This is a genomic window from Tatumella citrea (assembly GCF_002163585.1).
Classification (GTDB): Bacteria; Pseudomonadota; Gammaproteobacteria; order Enterobacterales; family Enterobacteriaceae; genus Tatumella; species Tatumella citrea.
This window is the reverse complement of record NZ_CP015579.1, coordinates 255,601-273,477: the sequence shown is the minus strand read 5'-3', so window position 1 is coordinate 273,477 and position 17,877 is coordinate 255,601. Positions and strand designations below refer to the sequence as shown.

Sequence of the window (17,877 nt, the reverse complement as noted above, 5' to 3'; positions counted from 1 at the left end):
CCTGGCATAGTTATTGCTTTTTAGAATATGACTCACACACATCCGATCTTATAAAAAGGATTCGTTATGCTGAAAACAATTAATACTGTTGGGATCTCCCTGGCTTTACTGGCAAGTGCATTCAGTTTCAGTGCTATGGCACAAGACAAACTAACCGTCGGTGTCGATACCGCGTTTGTACCTTTTGAATTTAAACAAGGGGATAAATACGTCGGATTTGATATTGATCTGTGGAATGCCATCGCTAAGAAAATGGGCGTGGAATACACACTGCAACCTATGGATTTCAGTGGTCTGATCCCGGGCCTGCAGTCACGTAACATTGATGTGGCAATGGCAGGTATCACTATTACTCCGGTACGTGCTCAGGCCGTTGATTTCAGTGACCCGTACTACAATGCTGACCTGCTGATGGCAGTGAAAAGCACCGCTACTGGCATCAACAAATTCAGTGATCTGGCAGGTAAGAAAGTGGGTCTGAAGCAGGGTACTGCGGCAGCGACCTACATGAAAGCTAACGTGAAAGCGACTTACGTTGAATTCCCGAACATCGATAACGCCTACCTGGATCTGCAGGCCGGTAACATTGATGCCGTGGTCCACGACTCACCAAACGTTCTGTACTACGTGAAAACTGCCGGTGACGGAAAAATCAAAGCAACCGGCGAGAATGACAGCGTTCTGCCACAGCAGTACGGTTTTGCTCTGCAGAAAAACAGTCCATACACCAAACGTGTTGACGAAGCTCTGAAAGCCTTACGTGCTGACGGAACCTATAACAAAATTTACCTGAAATGGTTCGACAAAGAACCTAAATAAGTTGTTATTTTGGGCCAGCCCTGCTGGCCCCTTTTCTATTTGACCGTGCGGATAACCATTATGAATTTTGATATCAGTTATGTCTGGCAAGCCGTGCCAATTTTATTGCAGGGGCTGAAACTGACCCTGTTTATCTCAGTCATCGGCTTAATTGGAGGATTTGTCATTGGCCTGGTCGCCGGTGTCAGTCGTGCGTTAGGCGGTAAGATATCAAAAACCATCTCATTGATTTTTGTCGAACTTATCCGTGGCACCCCGATTATGGTGCAGGTGATGTTTATTTACTTCGCCCTGCCGTTAGCCTTGCCGGTGCATATCGAACCGATTACTGCCGCCGTCGTCACCATTATGATTAACTCCGGGGCTTATATCGCCGAAATTACCCGCGGAGCATTACTGTCTATTAATAAAGGCTTCCGTGAAGCTGGTCTGGCGATGGGGCTCTCCTCCCGCGAGACACTGTGGTACATCATTATGCCTCTGGCATTACGCCGCATGATCCCGGCCCTGGGTAACCAGTGGATCATCAGTATTAAAGACACCTCATTATTTATCGTGATTGGTGTTGCCGAGCTGACCCGTCAGGGCCAGGAAATTATCGCCGGCAACTTCCGCGCACTTGAAGTATGGACCGCAGTTGCAGCACTTTACCTGATTGTTACTCTGTGCCTGAGCTTCCTGCTTAAAACTCTGGAAAAAAGGATGCATATCTTATGAGTATGGTTGAATTTCAAAATGTCTCGAAAAATTTTGGCTCAACGCAGGTGCTGCACGATATCAATCTGAAAATTGATGCCGGTGAAGTCGTAGTCATCATCGGCCCATCCGGGTCAGGAAAATCGACGCTGCTGCGTTGCATCAATAAACTGGAAGAAATTTCTTCCGGAACCCTGATGGTTGCCGGTATGCATCTGACTGATCCACATGTCAATGAGCGTGACATTCGCCGCGAAGCAGGCATGGTGTTTCAGCAGTTTCACCTGTTCCCACATCTGACAGCTCTGGAAAACGTGATGTTCGGACCTATCAAGGTTCGTCACACCAATAAAGCTGACGCCCGCAAGCAGGCCATGGATCTGCTGACCCGGGTAGGACTGGCTGCACGTGCAGACCATTACCCTTCTGAACTGTCAGGTGGACAGCAGCAACGTGTGGCTATTGCCCGTGCACTGGCAGTAAAGCCTCAGATGATGTTGTTTGATGAGCCTACGTCAGCCCTGGACCCGGAACTGCGCCATGAAGTGCTGCAGGTTATGCGTTCACTGGCGGAAGAAGGCATGACCATGGTGATTGTGACTCACGAAATTGGCTTTGCCCGTGATGTGGCTTCCCGACTGATCTTTATCGATGGCGGAACGATTGCAGAAGATGGTTCACCGGTTGAGCTGATTGAAGGCGGTAATGGCTGTGCCCGTTTGCAGGAATTCCTGCAGCACGTATCCTGACAGGAAACTGACGTACATTTTATGAAAAAGATAACCATCCGGGGTAATGCCTTTACCATCGGTGAACAACTGGGTATCGCCGGACGAGCGGCGTGGCATCAGAAACTGACTCAGACCGCATTATGGCAGACGGTAATCAGCCTGAAACACTCGCCGGAAGCACAGTCGATGGCTCTGGCGGTACAACGTGATTACCCGTTAATCTGGCAGGAGTTGCAGGGACTGGCCTACGGGATGGAAGCCGCACCAGAGGAAGTGTTTGCCTGGAACTGCCGGGGTGACCTGGTGCGTTCTACCTCGGATGGTTGCACTACCCTGGCCGGCCGCGATAGCGCCGGTCAGGGCTTTATTGCTCATAACGAAGATGGTTTCCCCCAACTTCGTGACGACTGTTTTATTGCCGATATTATTCCGCTGGAAGGGACTGCTTTTACCAGTTTCGCCTATCCGGGTTCGATCTGCGGCCATACTTTTGCTGTTAATCAGTACGGTATCGTGAACGCAGTCAATAATATCCGGGCCATTGAGCGCCCGGCAGGACTTCCCCGCCAGGTGCTGGCCAGAGAATCTCTCAACGCCACACGACTGGATGATGCCGTTGCCATACTTAGCCAGTCACCTCGCGCCGGTGCATTTCACCATACGTTAGGTCAGGCGGGTGATGGGCGAATATTCAGCGTGGAAGCCACCGGTACAGGCAGCAGCGTTACCGAAATTACGGGTTGCAGCGGCCATGCCAACCACCTGATCCATTCACAACAGCAGAGCACCCGGCAGGTGATAACCGGCAGTTCAGGATCAAGACAACAGAGCATAGACCGGCAATTAGCAGAGGTCGCCAGCCTCTCTTCGGTACAGGTTTTATCAATCCTGTCTGATGACGAGGGTGAACTGCCGGTCTACCGACTGGCAGAAGATGACCCTGACCAGGAAAATACCCTGGCAACGGCTTTCTTCCTTATCGGTGATAATACTGTGCACTGGTCGGTTTACGGACTGGATCGCCCACAGGTAGTGTTGAGTGGTCAGAGCGGGCAGTAAGCTTTACGACTGAACATCCACTCATTGATGCACGTTCCTTGCCGCAGGTCTCTTTACCTAAGAGACCTGTTTTATTTCCGGCGACCGGTTTATTTATGTAGTTCCGCCGTCATATGCACTTCGTTATTCATAGTAGCTTCGGTAATGGTGTAGGACTCTCCGGCTTTTTTGGCCTGAGCGGCAATCACCGCTTCAGCATCATCCAGATTATCTGCAGTAGCAGTCACCGTTTCGGCCACAGAATAAAACGACAGCAATGAAAGTGCCGTCACCACTGCAAATGCTTTTTTGGTACCCATTGTATTCTCCGGTCTTAGTTAGAGGATGAGCTCACCGTTAAGCACCCTTCCCCCGCTCGCGGTCTGTCCGGATCATCAGATACTCACTGAAACCTGCCGAAGAGCATTCTGTACAAGGTGCTTGCTGGTAAGGTTAACCTCACTTTACCTGCGAATACTGACTGATCACCGTCCGAATAGCGGGGTCAACAACCCTCTGATATTCCGTTTACCCGACGCAGCTTTTATCGCCACAGCCGGAAACGGTATAAACAACCATCATTCGGCTCACCAAAAATCATGGCAATAACGGCTGAGATTCTTCGACGGAAAGGAATCACTGCACTGTGAGTAAACTAGCGGTGGAACAAAACGGGAACAGCCACAGAAAGGTTTGGTCAGGCAAGGGAACAGAGGGAAACAACAACAGCCCAACCGGCCGAAGCCGTGATGGGCTGATACTGCGAGCGAAGCTTATTTGTTAAGTTCTGCAGTCATATGTACGCCGTTTTTATAAGTAGCTTCAGTGATTTTGTAAGAAGCACCGGCTTTATGTGCCTGAGCAGCGATCTGCGCTTCTGCGGCGTCCAGAGTATCTGCACATGCAGTGACGCTTTGTGCAAAGCTACCAAAAGAAATCAGAGAAAGTGCAGCAACTGCGACGAAAGTTTTGATAGATTTCATGATATCACCTTAATTCATTTATTTGTCCGAAGGCCAGATTGCCTTGATGGAGCGAATAATAGCCCCGTCCTTCTAAAGACAAAAGCTGAACAAATTGCTTATCTTGTTCAAAATAAATGAATGATGACAATCATCTGGCACAAACGGATAAAAAAGCAGATGAAAATCAATTAAAGCAACAACAAGGCAGGGTTTATATCTTTTAATAAAGACAAACTAAAAACTAACCACTGGTCAGATAGTGCTATCTGCGGGAAAAAGTGAACAGAGTCAGCAGGTTTTAGTACTTCTCCGGCGGTCCGCTGTGAAAACGCAGTTCCTGGTCAGCAGAGGTAATCAGTTCCGCTTCAGTTTCTCCAATTTTCCGGACCCGGGAGGCAATATCGCAAGGGGATATCTGACGTGCCAGTGAAAGATAATCCTGGTAATGACGTGCTTCTGAACGCAGTAACGAACGATAAAACTTTGCCAGTTCATCATCCAGGTGGGGAGCCAGTGCAGCAAAACGTTCACAGGAGCGAGCCTCGATATAAGCCCCGCAAATCAGTTTATCTACCAGCGTATCAGGTTCATGGGTAGTCACTTCCCGCAACAAGCCTTTGGCATATCGGCTGGCAGTGATCTTCCGGTAAACCACACCACGGGCCTGCATAATCTCCCAGACCTGATAAAAATGATGCAGCTCTTCTTTGATCAATAGCACCATCTTATCTGTCAGTTCATCCGACCAGGGAAAGGTTTCTCTGCGATGAATGTTTTTGCCCAGACTGCGATGAGCCTGAATAAAATCGCTGTCCGGATGTTCACGGTAAATAAAATTCTCATAGGGAATCAGCCACTGATTGAGTGCCTCCCCACCAGGTTTATCCGTTGCATATTTACGAATCAGCCATGCCGCGGTCTGGGCCGCTTTGAGTTCACAGATCAGGTGGTCAGTCAGTAGTAACGGCAGATTTTCCGGTTTACTGGCTTCATCAATCCAGGCCTGAGGGGTCTGGCAATGCAAAAACTGTAACAGCGGTTCGACAAGGGCAGCGTAGTTCATAACTCAGTGACTTTCAGTGAAAACAACCAGCAAACAAAAAAGCACCCCGGCCCGGCGAGATGCTCAGACAGGGGTGTAGCTTTGAGTTGATATCAGTAACAACTCAGTGACGAACGCCGGTATCACCTTCTTCCGGGCCAGCTTCATCTTCATCGTCATCTTCGTCTTCAGCATCCGGGTCTTCGAAGTAAGTCCCCCAGCCATCATAATCGACGTTATGCTTACCGGCCATTTTCACCAGTTGCTCGATCTGCGCATTAATCAGATCATCTTTCAGCGCGACTTCACTGATGATATCCACGCACATTACGGTTGTGCCGTCTTCCAGTTCCAGCTCTTCAGGGTCAGTCACTTCATAGCCCAGCTTAAAAGCATCAACAGCGGCTTTTTCCAGCGCATCAAAGCTGTCACAGGACAAATGGTGTTCGATGGTATAGAGCGCATCAGGATCGCTGCCATCTTCCAGTAATTCTTCAATAATTTCGCGTGTTTCTTCGCGCTGTTCTTCCATAAAGGATTCAAAAGTCATCGGATGTTCCTCAGGTGCACACAGGGGTGAGCCCCCCGCCAAATGACTATTTTCCCACAGCCACCGGCGCGGCACTACACTAAAGCACCAGATAACTGAAAATAAGGTTGAAAATGAATATTCATACATATAGATTGAATATTAATTCATATTATTTTTACTATCCGGAGCGATGTATGAGTAAGCTGTATCAGCGTCATTTTCTGAGACTGTTAGATTTTACCCCTGCCGAACTCGAACAGTTACTGAGCCTGGCAGCCCGCCTGAAAAAAGAAAAAAAACAAGGCACTGAAAAACCCGCCCTGCAGGGAAAAAATATCGCGCTCATCTTCGAAAAAGATTCGACCCGTACCCGTTGCTCTTTCGAAGTTGCCGCCTATGACCAGGGAGCCCGCGTGACATGGCTGGGTGCCAGCGGCAGCCAGATTGGACATAAAGAATCGATTAAAGATACTGCCCGCGTACTGGGAAGAATGTATGACGGTATTCAGTACCGTGGCTACGGGCAGGACATTGTTGAAACTCTGGCCGAATTTGCCGGTGTTCCGGTATGGAATGGCCTGACCACCGAATTTCACCCTACCCAGCTGCTGGCTGATCTGCTGACAATGCAGGAACATTTGCCCGGCAAAACATTCTCCGAAATGAGCCTGGTTTATGTCGGGGATGCACGGAATAACATGGGAAATTCGATGCTGGAAGCAGCGGCACTGACCGGACTGGATTTGCGCCTGGTGGCACCTAAAGCCTGCTGGCCTGAAGCCGCGTTGGTGGAAGAGTGTCAGGCAGCAGCAGCGCAAACCGGCGGTAAAATTACCCTGACTGAATCAGTGGCTGACGGAGTGAAAGGTGCTGATTTTATCTATACCGATGTCTGGGTCTCGATGGGCGAAGCCAAAGAAGCCTGGGCTGAGCGTATAGCTCTGCTGCGTCCTTATCAGGTCAATCAGCAGATGCTGGCTCTCAGCGGCAATCCTCAGGTTAAATTCCTGCACTGTCTGCCAGCCTTCCACGATGATCAAACGTCCGTGGGTAAGCAAATGGCGGAACAGTACGGGTTTACCGACGGCATTGAAGTGACTAACGAGGTTTTTGAATCAGAACACAGTATTGTGTTTGATCAGGCAGAAAACCGTATGCACACTATCAAAGCCGTGATGGTCGCAACCCTGGGTCAGCAGTAACTTATTCCCGATGCTCTCCGGTAACCTGACGGGTTGCCGGAGCCTTGCTTTTTCCGCCCCTGATATAATTATCTGTCCCCGGCCGTAAATTTCTGAACGTCGCTGAAAAGTATATTCACTATCAACGCATATTCTGATAACTCATCGTTTCGGTTTGCTTTTCAACTACCTGTTTTTATAAATTAAAGATTAAAAATCAGGCATAGATCATAAATATAAATCCTCAAATCTTCGCCAGCAAATGAATAAATATCCAGGCATAATCCCTTTCTAAAAAAATTAATCAACAAGCCAAATGTATAACTATGCAAACAAAAAAATAAATAAAAAATTATCAATAACTTAAAAAACAAAAAGGTGGGAATCGTCTTCCGAATAATGAGTTTATAAAATAATTATTCCGATAATTTATTTTTATTCTCAGTTTCTCAATATCAGCAAACCACCACTTAATGATCTCTCTCATTAAATAGTTCATCCACAAGCTGTTTATTTCACTCTTTGAATAGCATCACATTTTCACCTGCCATGTTTTGATTATTTTTTGGCTGTTTTCAGGAACAGTCTCAGAGTTATCTTCTCAGAAACTGTTTATTCCACCGATAAGGAGCATCTATGGAAAAGCATTATGTCGGTTCCGAAATAGGTACATTACGTACTGTATTGCTGCATCGTCCGAATCTCAGTCTGAAAAGGCTGACCCCCAGTAACTGCCAGGATCTGTTATTTGACGATGTTTTGTCGGTAGAACGGGCCGGAGAGGAGCACGACAAGTTTGCCGATACGTTACGTCAGCAGGGTGTGGATGTCCTGCTGCTGTCTGATTTACTGACCAGAACTCTGGATGTCCCGGCCGCTAAAAGCTGGCTGCTGAAAACTCAGATTTCTGACTATCGTCTGGGCCCATGTTTCGCGGCCGACATCCGTGACTGGCTGGGCCAGATGCCACACCGGGAACTGTCCCGCCATCTGACCGGTGGGTTAACCTGCGATGAATTACCTTCTGAGATCAGAAATATCGCCGGCCGTCAGACCGATCAGGATGATTTTATTACCCGCCCGCTGCCTAATCATCTGTTCACCCGCGATACTTCCTGCTGGATTTATCAGGGAGTCAGTATTAATCCGATGGCTAAAGTCGCCAGACAACGTGAAACCCATAACCTGCGGGCCATCTATCGCTGGCATCCGGATTTCGCCAACAGTGATTTCATTCGCTATTACGGCGATGACAACCTTAATTATGATCATGCCACTCTGGAAGGCGGTGATGTGCTGGTGATTGGACGGGGAACCGTTCTGATCGGTTTGTCAGAAAGAACCACGGCACAGGGCATAGAATTTCTCGCCAGTTCACTGTTTAAACACCAACAGGCCAGCCGGGTTATTGTTCTGGAACTGCCACAGCAGCGCTCCTGCATGCATCTGGATACCGTGATGACCCATCTGGATATTGATACCTTCTCTGTCTATCCACAGGTGATTAATCAGAATATGACCTGCTGGACCCTGACCCCGGACGGACATGGAGGTTTATGCCGCATCGCAGAAAGCAGCTTCCTTAAAGCACTGGAGCAGGCACTGGGTATTGATCAGATCCGGTTAATCACTACCGGAGGCGATCGTTTTGAAGCTGAGCGTGAGCAATGGAACGACGCTAACAACGTTCTGACCGTTCGTCCGGGCGTAGTGATTGGTTATGAGCGTAACGTCTGGACTAACGAGAAATATGATAAGGCAGGGATTACGGTGTTGCCGATTGCCGGTGATGAGCTTGGCAGAGGACGCGGTGGAGCCAGATGTATGAGCTGTCCGCTGGAACGGGACGGAATTTAATTACAGGGAGAGTCATAGTGAAAAATAAGCCTACGCTGGTTGTCGCACTGGGCGGAAACGCATTGCTGAAACGGGGTGACCCACTGGAAGCAGAAATTCAGCAAAAAAATATCCTGATCGCCGCTGAAGTCATTGCCGGACTGACGGCTGACTGGCGTGTTGTGCTGGTGCACGGCAACGGACCACAGGTCGGGCTGCTGGCTTTGCAGAACGCAGCTTATCCGGCGGTGAAACCCTATCCGCTGGACGTACTGGGTGCAGAAACTCAGGGGATGATCGGTTATATGCTGCAACAGGCATTGAAAAACTTCCTGCCACAACAACAGATCAGCACTCTGCTGACGCAGGTCAGAGTCGATCCACAGGATCCGGCATTCCTCGATCCCTGCAAATATATCGGCCCGATGTACTCCGCAGAACAGGCACTTGAATTATCTGCAGAAAAACAGTGGACCGTCAAACCGGACGGTAGTGGATACCGTCGGGTGGTCGCTTCACCACAGCCGGTGAGTATTGTCGAAAGTGCCGCCATCACCACTCTGCTGGCAGAAGATCATCTGGTGATCTGCAATGGCGGTGGCGGTATTCCGGTCACTGATCACGGGCAGGGATTACAGGGGATTGAGGCAGTCATTGATAAAGATTTATCTGCCGCCATGTTGGCCCGCCAGCTTAAAGCCGATGCACTGTTGATTCTTACTGATGCCGATGCCGTTTATCTGAACTGGAATACACCGGCACAAAAAGCCATCGGCCAGACCAGCGTCAGCTCGCTGGAGGAACTGCAGTTTGATACCGGTTCGATGGGACCAAAAGTGTCGGCGTGCTGCCGCTATGTCCGGGACTGTCACGGTATTGCTGGCATCGGCTCATTACAGGATGGATGCACTATCCTCAGCGGCAAAAAAGGCACGTTGATTATGCCTGGCTGACTCCCGTCAGCCGTCATCCCGAACCATTGCCGGTTCGCCACTACTGGCAGCAACCGGCCTACGGATAATTAAAATAAGGACTTTGATATGTCAGTGAATCTGAAACAACGCCATTTTCTGAAACTGCTGGATTACACCGCCGAAGAGATCCATTACCTGTTGGGTCTGGCCCGTCAGCTTAAACAGGATAAACAACAGGGCATCGAACAACCGAAACTTAGCGGCAGAAATATTGCGCTGATTTTTGAAAAAAGCTCGACCCGAACCCGCTGTGCTTTTGAGGTCGCAGCATTCGATCAGGGCGCCTGTGTCACTTACCTGGGCCCTTCCGGATCTCAGATAGGCCATAAAGAATCGATGAAAGATACCGCCAGAGTTCTGGGCCGGATGTATGACGGTATCGAATACCGGGGTTTTGGTCAGCATATTGTCGAAGAACTGGCTGAATTCGCGGGAGTTCCGGTCTGGAACGGACTGACCGATGAGTTCCATCCTACTCAGATTCTGGCCGATTTGATGACCATGCAGGAACATGCTCCGGGCAGAGAGCTGTCTTCTCTGAGCTTTGCCTATTTAGGTGATGCCCGTAACAATATGGGAAATTCACTGATGGTCGGTGCCGCTATCATGGGGATGGATATCCGGCTGGTTGCTCCACGCTCTTTCTGGCCCGATGAGGCACTGGTGAAGCAATGCCTGGCTATTGCCGCCACCAGTGGAGCCAAAATCAGCCTGACTGAATCGGTGAGCGAGGGAGTGAAAGGCGTGGACTTCCTGTATACCGATGTCTGGGTTTCGATGGGCGAAGCCAAAGAGGCCTGGGAACAGCGTGTCAGCCTGATGACACCGTATCAGATTAATCAGCAAGTGATTGAAGCTACCGGAAATCCGTCGGTGAAATTTATGCACTGTCTGCCTGCCTTCCATAATGAACACACCACCGTCGGCCGTGAGATCGAAGCGGCTTATGGCCTGAAAGGACTGGAAGTCACGGAAGAAGTTTTCGAGTCAGCACACTCTATTGTGTTTGATGAAGCAGAAAACCGGATGCACACCATTAAAGCGGTGATGGTCGCAACCCTGGCAGACTAACTGACCACAGGTACGCCATCATGGCGTACCTGTCCGGGAGAGAGTGTAATGAAGACCTTTAAATTCCCCTCCGCTTATACCATCCTGTTTGCGTTGATTGTTCTGGTGGCAGCCCTTAGCTGGCTAATCCCTGCCGGGCAGTATCAGATGGCGATGAATGAAAGTCTGGGCAAAGAAGTACCGGTCGCCGGGACTTACCATACTGTAGCCCCCAGTCCGCAAGGCCTCAGCGATATTCTGTTAGCTCCAATCGACGGTCTGTGGGACCACCGGACCGGCCAGGCTGGCGCCATTGATGTCGCGCTGTTTATCCTGATCATCGGCGGATTTCTCGGTGTCACAAATAAAACAGGCGCGATTGATGCAGGGATACAACGGGTTACCCTGAAACTGCAGGGCAAAGAAGAGTGGATGATCCCGATACTCATGGGGCTGTTTGCTTTAGGTGGCACGATTTACGGAATGGCTGAAGAGTCGTTACCGTTCTACTCACTGCTGGTTCCGGTGATGATGGCCGCCCGTTTTGACCCGCTGGTCGCCGCCTCAACGGTACTGCTGGGCGCAGGTATCGGTACTTTGGGTTCCACGATTAATCCGTTCGCCACGGTGATTGCCGCGAATGCCGCCGGAATACCCTTTACTGACGGTATTACGCTGCGCATTATCATGCTTATCAGTGGCTGGCTGGTATGCGTCTGGTGGGTACGCCGCTATGCCATTAGCGTGCGCGAAAATCCTCAGCTGTCACTGCTGGCCGATAATGCCGAAGAAAACCGGCGTTACTTTTTATCTCAGCAGAGTGATGAGCCGTTACCTTTTACCCTGACACGCAAAATAATTCTTGGCCTGTTTGCCGTGGCCTTTGTGGTTATGATTTATGGCGTTTCGGTAAAAGGCTGGTGGATGGCCGAAATTTCAGCCATGTTCCTTGCGGCTTCGATTCTGGTCGGGCTGGTGGCACGGATGAGTGAGGAGAACTTTACCTCTACTTTTATTGATGGTGCCCGGGACCTGCTGGGGGTTGCCCTAATCATCGGTATTGCCCGTGGCATTGTGGTTATCATGGATAACGGCATGATTACCCATTCACTGCTGAATGCCGCCGAGCAACTGGTCAGCGGACTACCGTCGGTGGTGTTTATTAATGTCACCTGGCTGATTGAAGTGGTACTTTCGTTCCTTATCCCTTCATCTTCAGGACTGGCGGTACTCAGCATGCCAATTCTGGCGCCGCTGGCTGACTTTGCCGGTACCGGCCGTGATCTGGTGGTGACTGTTTATCAGTCAGCCTCAGGGCTGGTTAATCTGATGACTCCTACTTCCGGTGTGGTTATGGGTGGGCTGGCTATCGCTAAAGTCCCTTATATCCGTTATCTGAAATGGGTGGCTCCGCTACTGGCTATTCTTGTGATTATGAACATAGTTCTGCTCAGCATCTCCGCGTTACTATAGCGGCCAGCGTACTGCCTGATACCAGGAATCAGAGTATTCAGGCAGTCTCTGCCGGCACAGATTATCTTCGGCCGGCAGATATCATCAGGCCCGACAATGGAGATGTCTTTTATGCCTATTACCTCGCCCGCCACCAGCAGAGAACTGCAGCAACTGGCACTCTGTCAGCGGCTGATTCTGCAAAACAGCTATATTTCCCAGGAAGCATTACGCCAGGATGTCCGGCGTTCGGGTTTTCCGATGGTCAGCCAGTCCACCATCTCCAGATTACTGAAAACCCTGGGGGTGATTAAAATTCGTAACAGCCGTGGGCAGCGAATTTATACCCTTAATCCCCTGATTCAACCTTTGCCAGGGGCAAGCCGAACCATTGCCGAAATGGTGGTGGATATCGTACATAATCAGGAGTTTATTCTGGTACATACTGCGGCCGGTTATGGACGTGCGGTGGCAAGAGTTCTCGATTGCCAGCATCTGCCACAGATGATGGGAGTGGTGGCCGGCAGTGATAATGTCTGGATTGCCCCGGCACATCGTCAGCAGATAGGTCCTCTTTTTCAGCAAATTCGCCATCTTCTCAGTGCCGGGTAACCGGGAAGCGAACGCGAAAACGGGATTAGCCGTCTGCGGCTCTTGTCAGAAATTGTCAGGCCGGTATAATGCGCGGAAATTTGCCGGGGAAAAGCATGCCACAAATCATGACACAATATGATTCCCGTATCCGCCTTGTTGCGGGTGGTAGCCCTTTTTTTTCCTGTGCAGACCCCTATTCTGTTAAAGCCCCTGTTTCAGGGGCTTTTTTTTGCCCGTCATCCGCTCGTGCCGAGGATATAACTCATGGCTAACCCTCTCTATCGAAAGCATATTATCTCTATCAACGACCTGAGCCGCGAAGAGCTGGAACTGGTACTGGACACCGCAGCACGGCTGAAAGCCTCTCCCCAACCGGAGCTGCTGAAACATAAAGTCATTGCCAGTTGCTTCTTCGAGGCTTCCACCCGCACCCGGTTATCCTTTGAAACAGCTATCCATCGGTTAGGTGCCTCGGTAGTCGGTTTTGCTGACGGCGGAAACACCTCTTTAGGGAAAAAAGGCGAAACTCTGGCGGACACTATTTCGGTGATCAGCACCTATGTGGATGCCATTGTTATGCGCCATCCGCAGGAAGGCGCTGCGAGGCTGGCAACCGAATTCTCCGGTGATATTCCGGTGCTGAATGCCGGTGATGGTGCGAACCAGCACCCCACCCAGACGCTACTGGATCTGTTTACCATCAGCGAAACACAACAACGGCTGGATAATCTGAATATTGCCATGGTCGGTGATTTGAAATACGGACGTACCGTTCATTCACTGACTCAGGCATTAGCCAAATTCAGCAACAATCGCTTTTTCTTTATCGCCCCGGATGCTCTGGCGATGCCATCCTATATTACCGATTTACTGGATGAAAAAGGTATTACCTGGTCCCGCCATGCCTCTATCGAAGAAGTGATACCAGAGACTGATATTTTATATATGACCCGGGTACAGAAAGAACGCCTGGACCCGTCAGAGTATGCCAACGTTAAGGCGCAGTTTGTGTTACGGGCGGCCGATCTGACCGGTGCCCGCAAAACCATGAAAGTGCTGCATCCACTACCACGAGTAGATGAAATTGATACCGATGTAGACAGCACTCCACATGCCTGGTACTTCCAGCAGGCAGGTAACGGTATTCATGCCCGCCAGGCGTTGCTGGCATTAGTACTCAACGAACAACTGACAGCATAACGGGGAGAGACAGCCATGACTCAGGATAATAAATTACAGGTAGAAGCGATTAAATGCGGCACGGTGATTGACCATATCCCTGCCCGTGTTGGCTTCCGCCTGTTGTCACTGTTTCGCCTGACCGAAACCGATCAACGCATTACCATTGGCCTGAATCTGCCCTCCGGCGAAATGCAGCGCAAAGATTTGATCAAAATCGAAAATACTTTTCTGACTGATGACCAGATTAACCAGCTGGCTATCTACGCACCACACGCCACGGTTAACCGGATCGATAACTATGATGTGGTCGCCAAAATAATCCCGGCACTGCCGGAGCGTATTGAACGGGTGCTGGCCTGCCCGAACAGTAACTGCATTAGCCATAATGAGCCGGTTCATTCCGTATTTACGGTCCGCCAGCGGGCGCAGGATATCTCTCTGAAGTGCAAATACTGTGAAAAAGAATTTGCACATCATGTTGTTATCGGGCACTGGTAATCATCACTGACCCTTCTATAATGGGAAAAACATCGGCGGAGGGCTTTTTGCCCTCTGAACTATCATTAAGGGGAATTTATGTCTCGCGTCATCAGCACAGATAAAGCGCCTGCCGCTATCGGCCCGTATGTACAGGCTGTCGATCTCGGCAATATGATCATTACCTCCGGACAGATCCCTGTTGATCCTGCCACCGGTGACGTTGCAGAAGATGTCGCTGCACAAACCCGCCAGTCTCTGGCTAATGTGAAGGCGATTATTGAGCAGGCTGGTCTGACTGTCGGTGATATTGTGAAAACCACCGTATTCGTCAAAGATTTAAATGACTTTGCTACCGTTAATGCGACCTATGAAGCCTTCTTTACTGAGCACCAGGCGGGTTTCCCGGCACGCTCTTGTGTGGAAGTGGCTCGTTTACCGAAAGATGTGAAAATCGAGATCGAAGCGATCGCTGTTCGTCGCTAATTTCGGTACGCTGTTCCCGGCCCTGTTGCCGGGACTGTCATCAACCTCTGTCCCAATAATTTCCTCTTCCCCTTCATCACTGTTCCGCGCTTCTTTGTTCTGAATCAAACTTCAGCCAACTATTCCACAGAAAACACTAGATGTTGTGTTTAGAATGACAAAAAACACCATATATGGGTGAATCAGATGGATAACTTCGTCATTAAAAGGGATGGCTGCAAGGTACCTTTTTGCCGCCAGAGGATCTTCAACGCGATTTGTGCTGCGGCTCAGGCAGCGGGCGTGGCAGATGATCGCTATTGCGAAACAATAACGGCACAGATATGTGAAGAGCTCCGGCAGTATCCGGTGCTGGATATCAGCCGGATACAAGATAGCGTCGAAAACAGCTTAATGGCTGGCAGCTACCCCGCCATCGCCAGAAGCTATATTGAATATCGTCATGATCGCGATAAAGCCCGGGAACAGCGCGGTCGCCTGCATCAGGAAATCCAGGGGTTGGTGGAACAGACTAACGCCGCCCTGCTGAACGAAAATGCGAATAAGGACAGCAAAGTCATTCCGACCCAGAGAGATTTGCTGGCTGGGATTGTTGCGAAGCATTACGCCAGGCAGCATATTTTACCTGCTGCCGTGATGCAGGCTCATGATCGCGGCGATATCCATTATCACGACCTTGATTACTCCCCGTTCTTCCCGATGTTTAACTGCATGCTGATCGATCTGCAGGGCATGCTTACCCGCGGATTTAAAATGGGTAATGCCGAGATAACCCCGCCGAAATCGATAGCCACCGCTACTGCAGTCACCGCTCAGATCATCGCCCAGGTGGCCAGCCATATTTATGGCGGTACCACCATCAACCGGATTGACGAAGTACTGGCTCCTTTTGTCGAAGCCAGTCTGCAACGCCACCGCGAAATTGCCCGTGAATGGCAAATTCAGGATGTTGAAGGCTATGCCGATGCAAGAACCCGTAAAGAGTGTTTTGACGCTTTCCAGTCGCTGGAATATGAAGTAAATACCCTGCACACTGCCAATGGTCAGACGCCCTTTGTCACCTTTGGTTTCGGGCTGGGCACCTCCCGGGCTTCGCGACTGATACAGATATCCATCCTGCAGAACCGGATTAACGGGCTGGGGAAAAATCATAAAACCGCAGTTTTTCCTAAACTGGTGTTCGCGATTCGGGAAGGGGTAAATTATCGCCCGGAAGATATTAATTATGACATCAAGCAACTGGCTCTGGAGTGCGCCAGTCAGCGGATGTATCCGGATATTCTGAATTACGACCAGGTCGTGAAAGTGACCGGTTCATTTAAAACCCCGATGGGCTGCCGGAGTTTTCTTGGTGTTTATGAAGAAAATGGCCAGCAGATCCACGAAGGGCGAAACAATATTGGGGTAGTCAGCCTGAATCTGCCGCGAATCGCATTGCAGGCTGAGGGAGATGAAACCCGCTTCTGGTCTCTGCTGGACAACCGGCTGGAGATTGCCCGGCAGGCGCTGATGACACGCATCAGTCGGCTGGAAAATACCTGTGCGCGGGTGGCCCCTATTCTGTATATGGAGGGAGCCTGCGGCGTCCGGTTACAGGCGGATGAGAAAGTCGGTAAAATTTTCCGTAATGGCCGTGCATCCATTTCTCTGGGTTATATCGGGTTGCATGAAACTATTAATGCCCTGACCGGCAACCAGCAACATCTGTTTGATTCCCCTGAGCTGCAACAAAAAGCACAGGCTATCGTCAGCCGGTTACGTCAGGCGACCGATCAATGGAAAGCCGATACCGGTTACGGATTCAGCCTCTACAGTACTCCCAGCGAAAATTTGTGTGACCGTTTTTGTCGGCTGGATGCCGCCGAATTTGGTGTAATTCCTGGCGTGACCGACAAAGGTTATTACACCAACAGTTTCCATCTGGATGTGGAAAAAACGGCAAATCCATACGACAAAATTGATTTTGAAGCCCCGTATCCGGAAATCGCTAACGGTGGTTTTATCTGTTATGGCGAATATCCCAACTTGCGCCATAACCTGAAAGCCCTGGAGGATGTGTGGGACTATAGCTATTCCCGGGTTCCTTACTATGGCACCAATACCCCGATTGATGAGTGCTACGATTGCGGCTTTAAAGGTGAATTTAACTGTACCAGCAAAGGATTTACCTGCCCGCAATGCGGCAATCACAATCCTGCCAGGGTATCTGTCACCCGCAGGGTTTGTGGATATCTCGGCAGCCCGGATGCCAGACCGTTTAATGCCGGTAAACAGGAAGAAGTAAAACGCCGGGTGAAACATTTGCAGAACAGTATCCTGGGGTAGTGTGATGAACTACCACCGTTACTATCCACTGGATGTGATTAACGGTCCCGGCACCCGCTGTACGTTATTTGTGGCTGGCTGCGAACATCATTGCCGGGGGTGTTACAACCAGTCGACCTGGCGGGTGGATTCCGGCCACCCGTTTACCCACCAGCTGGAAGATCAGATTATTGCCGATCTGAACGATACCCGGATTCGCCGTCAGGGGTTATCACTGTCTGGTGGTGATCCGTTACATCCGGCCAATCTGAGTGCGGTGCTGAAACTGGTCACCCGGGTGACAGAAGAATGTCCGGACAAAGATATCTGGTTATGGACCGGCTACCGTTTTCACTGGCTGAGCGATGCGCAGCGCAACATCACCCGGCAAATTAATGTGCTGATCGACGGGAAATTTATAGAAAGCCAGAAAGACCTGACACTCAAATGGCGTGGCAGTAAAAACCAGCGTATCTGGTATCTGCGTTGACCCCTGCCCCTTTTCAGGGGCAGGGTAA

19 protein-coding genes are annotated in these 17,877 nt (G+C 50.1%); 15 read left to right on the top strand and 4 right to left on the bottom strand.

The features are described 5' to 3' along the window. Positions 1-66: 66 nt before the first annotated feature. Genes glnH through A7K98_RS01435 form a run of 4 tightly spaced genes read left to right on the top strand, consistent with a single transcriptional unit; the run spans position 67 to position 3,305 of the window. Positions 67-819, top strand: coding sequence for a glutamine ABC transporter substrate-binding protein GlnH (glnH, locus tag A7K98_RS01450; protein ID WP_087486954.1), 753 nt, complete (start codon positions 67-69; stop codon positions 817-819). Positions 820-879: 60 nt separating this feature from the next. After that, entirely contained in the window at positions 880-1,536 is a 657-nt protein-coding gene (glnP, locus tag A7K98_RS01445; protein WP_087486953.1) for a glutamine ABC transporter permease GlnP, read from the top strand. A gap of 2 nt (positions 1,537-1,538) precedes the next feature. Further along, positions 1,539-2,264 carry a glutamine ABC transporter ATP-binding protein GlnQ gene (gene glnQ, locus A7K98_RS01440; RefSeq protein WP_087490321.1) on the top strand — a complete coding sequence of 242 codons (726 nt, stop codon included), beginning with the start codon at positions 1,539-1,541 and terminating at the stop codon, positions 2,262-2,264. A 21-nt stretch (positions 2,265-2,285) separates the two neighbouring features. After that, positions 2,286-3,305, top strand: a complete 1,020-nt coding sequence (locus tag A7K98_RS01435) for a C45 family autoproteolytic acyltransferase/hydolase (RefSeq protein ID WP_087486952.1) — start codon at positions 2,286-2,288, stop codon at positions 3,303-3,305. An 89-nt stretch (positions 3,306-3,394) separates the two neighbouring features. Here the strand turns inward: A7K98_RS01435 and A7K98_RS01430 are convergent, their stop codons facing one another. From A7K98_RS01430 to rraB, 4 genes are all read right to left on the bottom strand, one after another. Beyond that, positions 3,395-3,604, bottom strand: coding sequence for a YdgH/BhsA/McbA family protein (locus tag A7K98_RS01430; protein ID WP_087486951.1), 210 nt, complete (start codon positions 3,602-3,604; stop codon positions 3,395-3,397). 453 nt (positions 3,605-4,057) lie between these two features. Continuing rightward, positions 4,058-4,267: a YdgH/BhsA/McbA-like domain containing protein gene (locus A7K98_RS01425; protein ID WP_087486950.1), complete on the bottom strand. Its 210-nt coding sequence runs from the start codon at positions 4,265-4,267 to the stop codon at positions 4,058-4,060. A 280-nt stretch (positions 4,268-4,547) separates the two neighbouring features. Continuing rightward, positions 4,548-5,312, bottom strand: a complete 765-nt coding sequence (gene miaE, locus A7K98_RS01420) for a tRNA isopentenyl-2-thiomethyl-A-37 hydroxylase MiaE (RefSeq protein ID WP_087486949.1) — start codon at positions 5,310-5,312, stop codon at positions 4,548-4,550. Between the two features lie 103 nt (positions 5,313-5,415). Then, positions 5,416-5,841 (bottom strand): ribonuclease E inhibitor RraB, encoded by a 426-nt coding sequence (gene rraB, locus A7K98_RS01415; protein WP_087490320.1) that lies wholly within the window; start codon positions 5,839-5,841, stop codon positions 5,416-5,418. A 176-nt stretch (positions 5,842-6,017) separates the two neighbouring features. On the opposite strand from rraB, the gene argF (A7K98_RS01410) reads away from it, so the two are divergent. The 11 genes from argF (A7K98_RS01410) to nrdG all read left to right on the top strand — a co-directional run bounded on the left by argF (A7K98_RS01410) (position 6,018) and on the right by nrdG (position 17,849). After that, on the top strand, positions 6,018-7,025 hold the full coding sequence (argF, locus tag A7K98_RS01410; RefSeq protein ID WP_087486948.1) for an ornithine carbamoyltransferase: 1,008 nt from the start codon (positions 6,018-6,020) through the stop codon (positions 7,023-7,025). A gap of 615 nt (positions 7,026-7,640) precedes the next feature. Beyond that, positions 7,641-8,861 (top strand): arginine deiminase, encoded by a 1,221-nt coding sequence (gene arcA / locus A7K98_RS01405; protein WP_087486947.1) that lies wholly within the window; start codon positions 7,641-7,643, stop codon positions 8,859-8,861. A gap of 17 nt (positions 8,862-8,878) precedes the next feature. Continuing rightward, entirely contained in the window at positions 8,879-9,793 is a 915-nt protein-coding gene (gene arcC, locus A7K98_RS01400; RefSeq protein ID WP_087486946.1) for a carbamate kinase, read from the top strand. Between the two features lie 87 nt (positions 9,794-9,880). Next, positions 9,881-10,885 (top strand): ornithine carbamoyltransferase, encoded by a 1,005-nt coding sequence (argF, locus tag A7K98_RS01395; RefSeq protein WP_087486945.1) that lies wholly within the window; start codon positions 9,881-9,883, stop codon positions 10,883-10,885. 48 nt (positions 10,886-10,933) lie between these two features. Beyond that, on the top strand, positions 10,934-12,337 hold the full coding sequence (locus tag A7K98_RS01390; RefSeq protein WP_087486944.1) for a YfcC family protein: 1,404 nt from the start codon (positions 10,934-10,936) through the stop codon (positions 12,335-12,337). A 111-nt stretch (positions 12,338-12,448) separates the two neighbouring features. Next, on the top strand, positions 12,449-12,928 hold the full coding sequence (locus A7K98_RS01385; RefSeq protein WP_087490319.1) for an arginine repressor: 480 nt from the start codon (positions 12,449-12,451) through the stop codon (positions 12,926-12,928). 246 nt (positions 12,929-13,174) lie between these two features. After that, the gene (pyrB, locus tag A7K98_RS01380; RefSeq protein ID WP_087486943.1) at positions 13,175-14,110 is read left to right on the top strand and encodes an aspartate carbamoyltransferase; all 936 of its coding nucleotides are present in this window, start codon (positions 13,175-13,177) and stop codon (positions 14,108-14,110) included. Positions 14,111-14,125: 15 nt separating this feature from the next. After that, complete coding sequence (gene pyrI, locus A7K98_RS01375; protein WP_087486942.1) at positions 14,126-14,590, top strand: aspartate carbamoyltransferase regulatory subunit; 465 nt, start codon at positions 14,126-14,128, stop codon at positions 14,588-14,590. Between the two features lie 78 nt (positions 14,591-14,668). After that, a complete protein-coding gene (ridA, locus tag A7K98_RS01370; protein WP_087486941.1) occupies positions 14,669-15,055 on the top strand; it encodes a 2-iminobutanoate/2-iminopropanoate deaminase in 387 nt (128 codons plus the stop codon). 186 nt (positions 15,056-15,241) lie between these two features. Then, complete coding sequence (gene nrdD / locus A7K98_RS01365) at positions 15,242-17,380, top strand: anaerobic ribonucleoside-triphosphate reductase (protein WP_087486940.1); 2,139 nt, start codon at positions 15,242-15,244, stop codon at positions 17,378-17,380. Positions 17,381-17,384: 4 nt separating this feature from the next. Beyond that, positions 17,385-17,849: an anaerobic ribonucleoside-triphosphate reductase-activating protein gene (gene nrdG, locus A7K98_RS01360; protein WP_087486939.1), complete on the top strand. Its 465-nt coding sequence runs from the start codon at positions 17,385-17,387 to the stop codon at positions 17,847-17,849. The last annotated feature ends 28 nt before the right edge of the window (positions 17,850-17,877 follow it).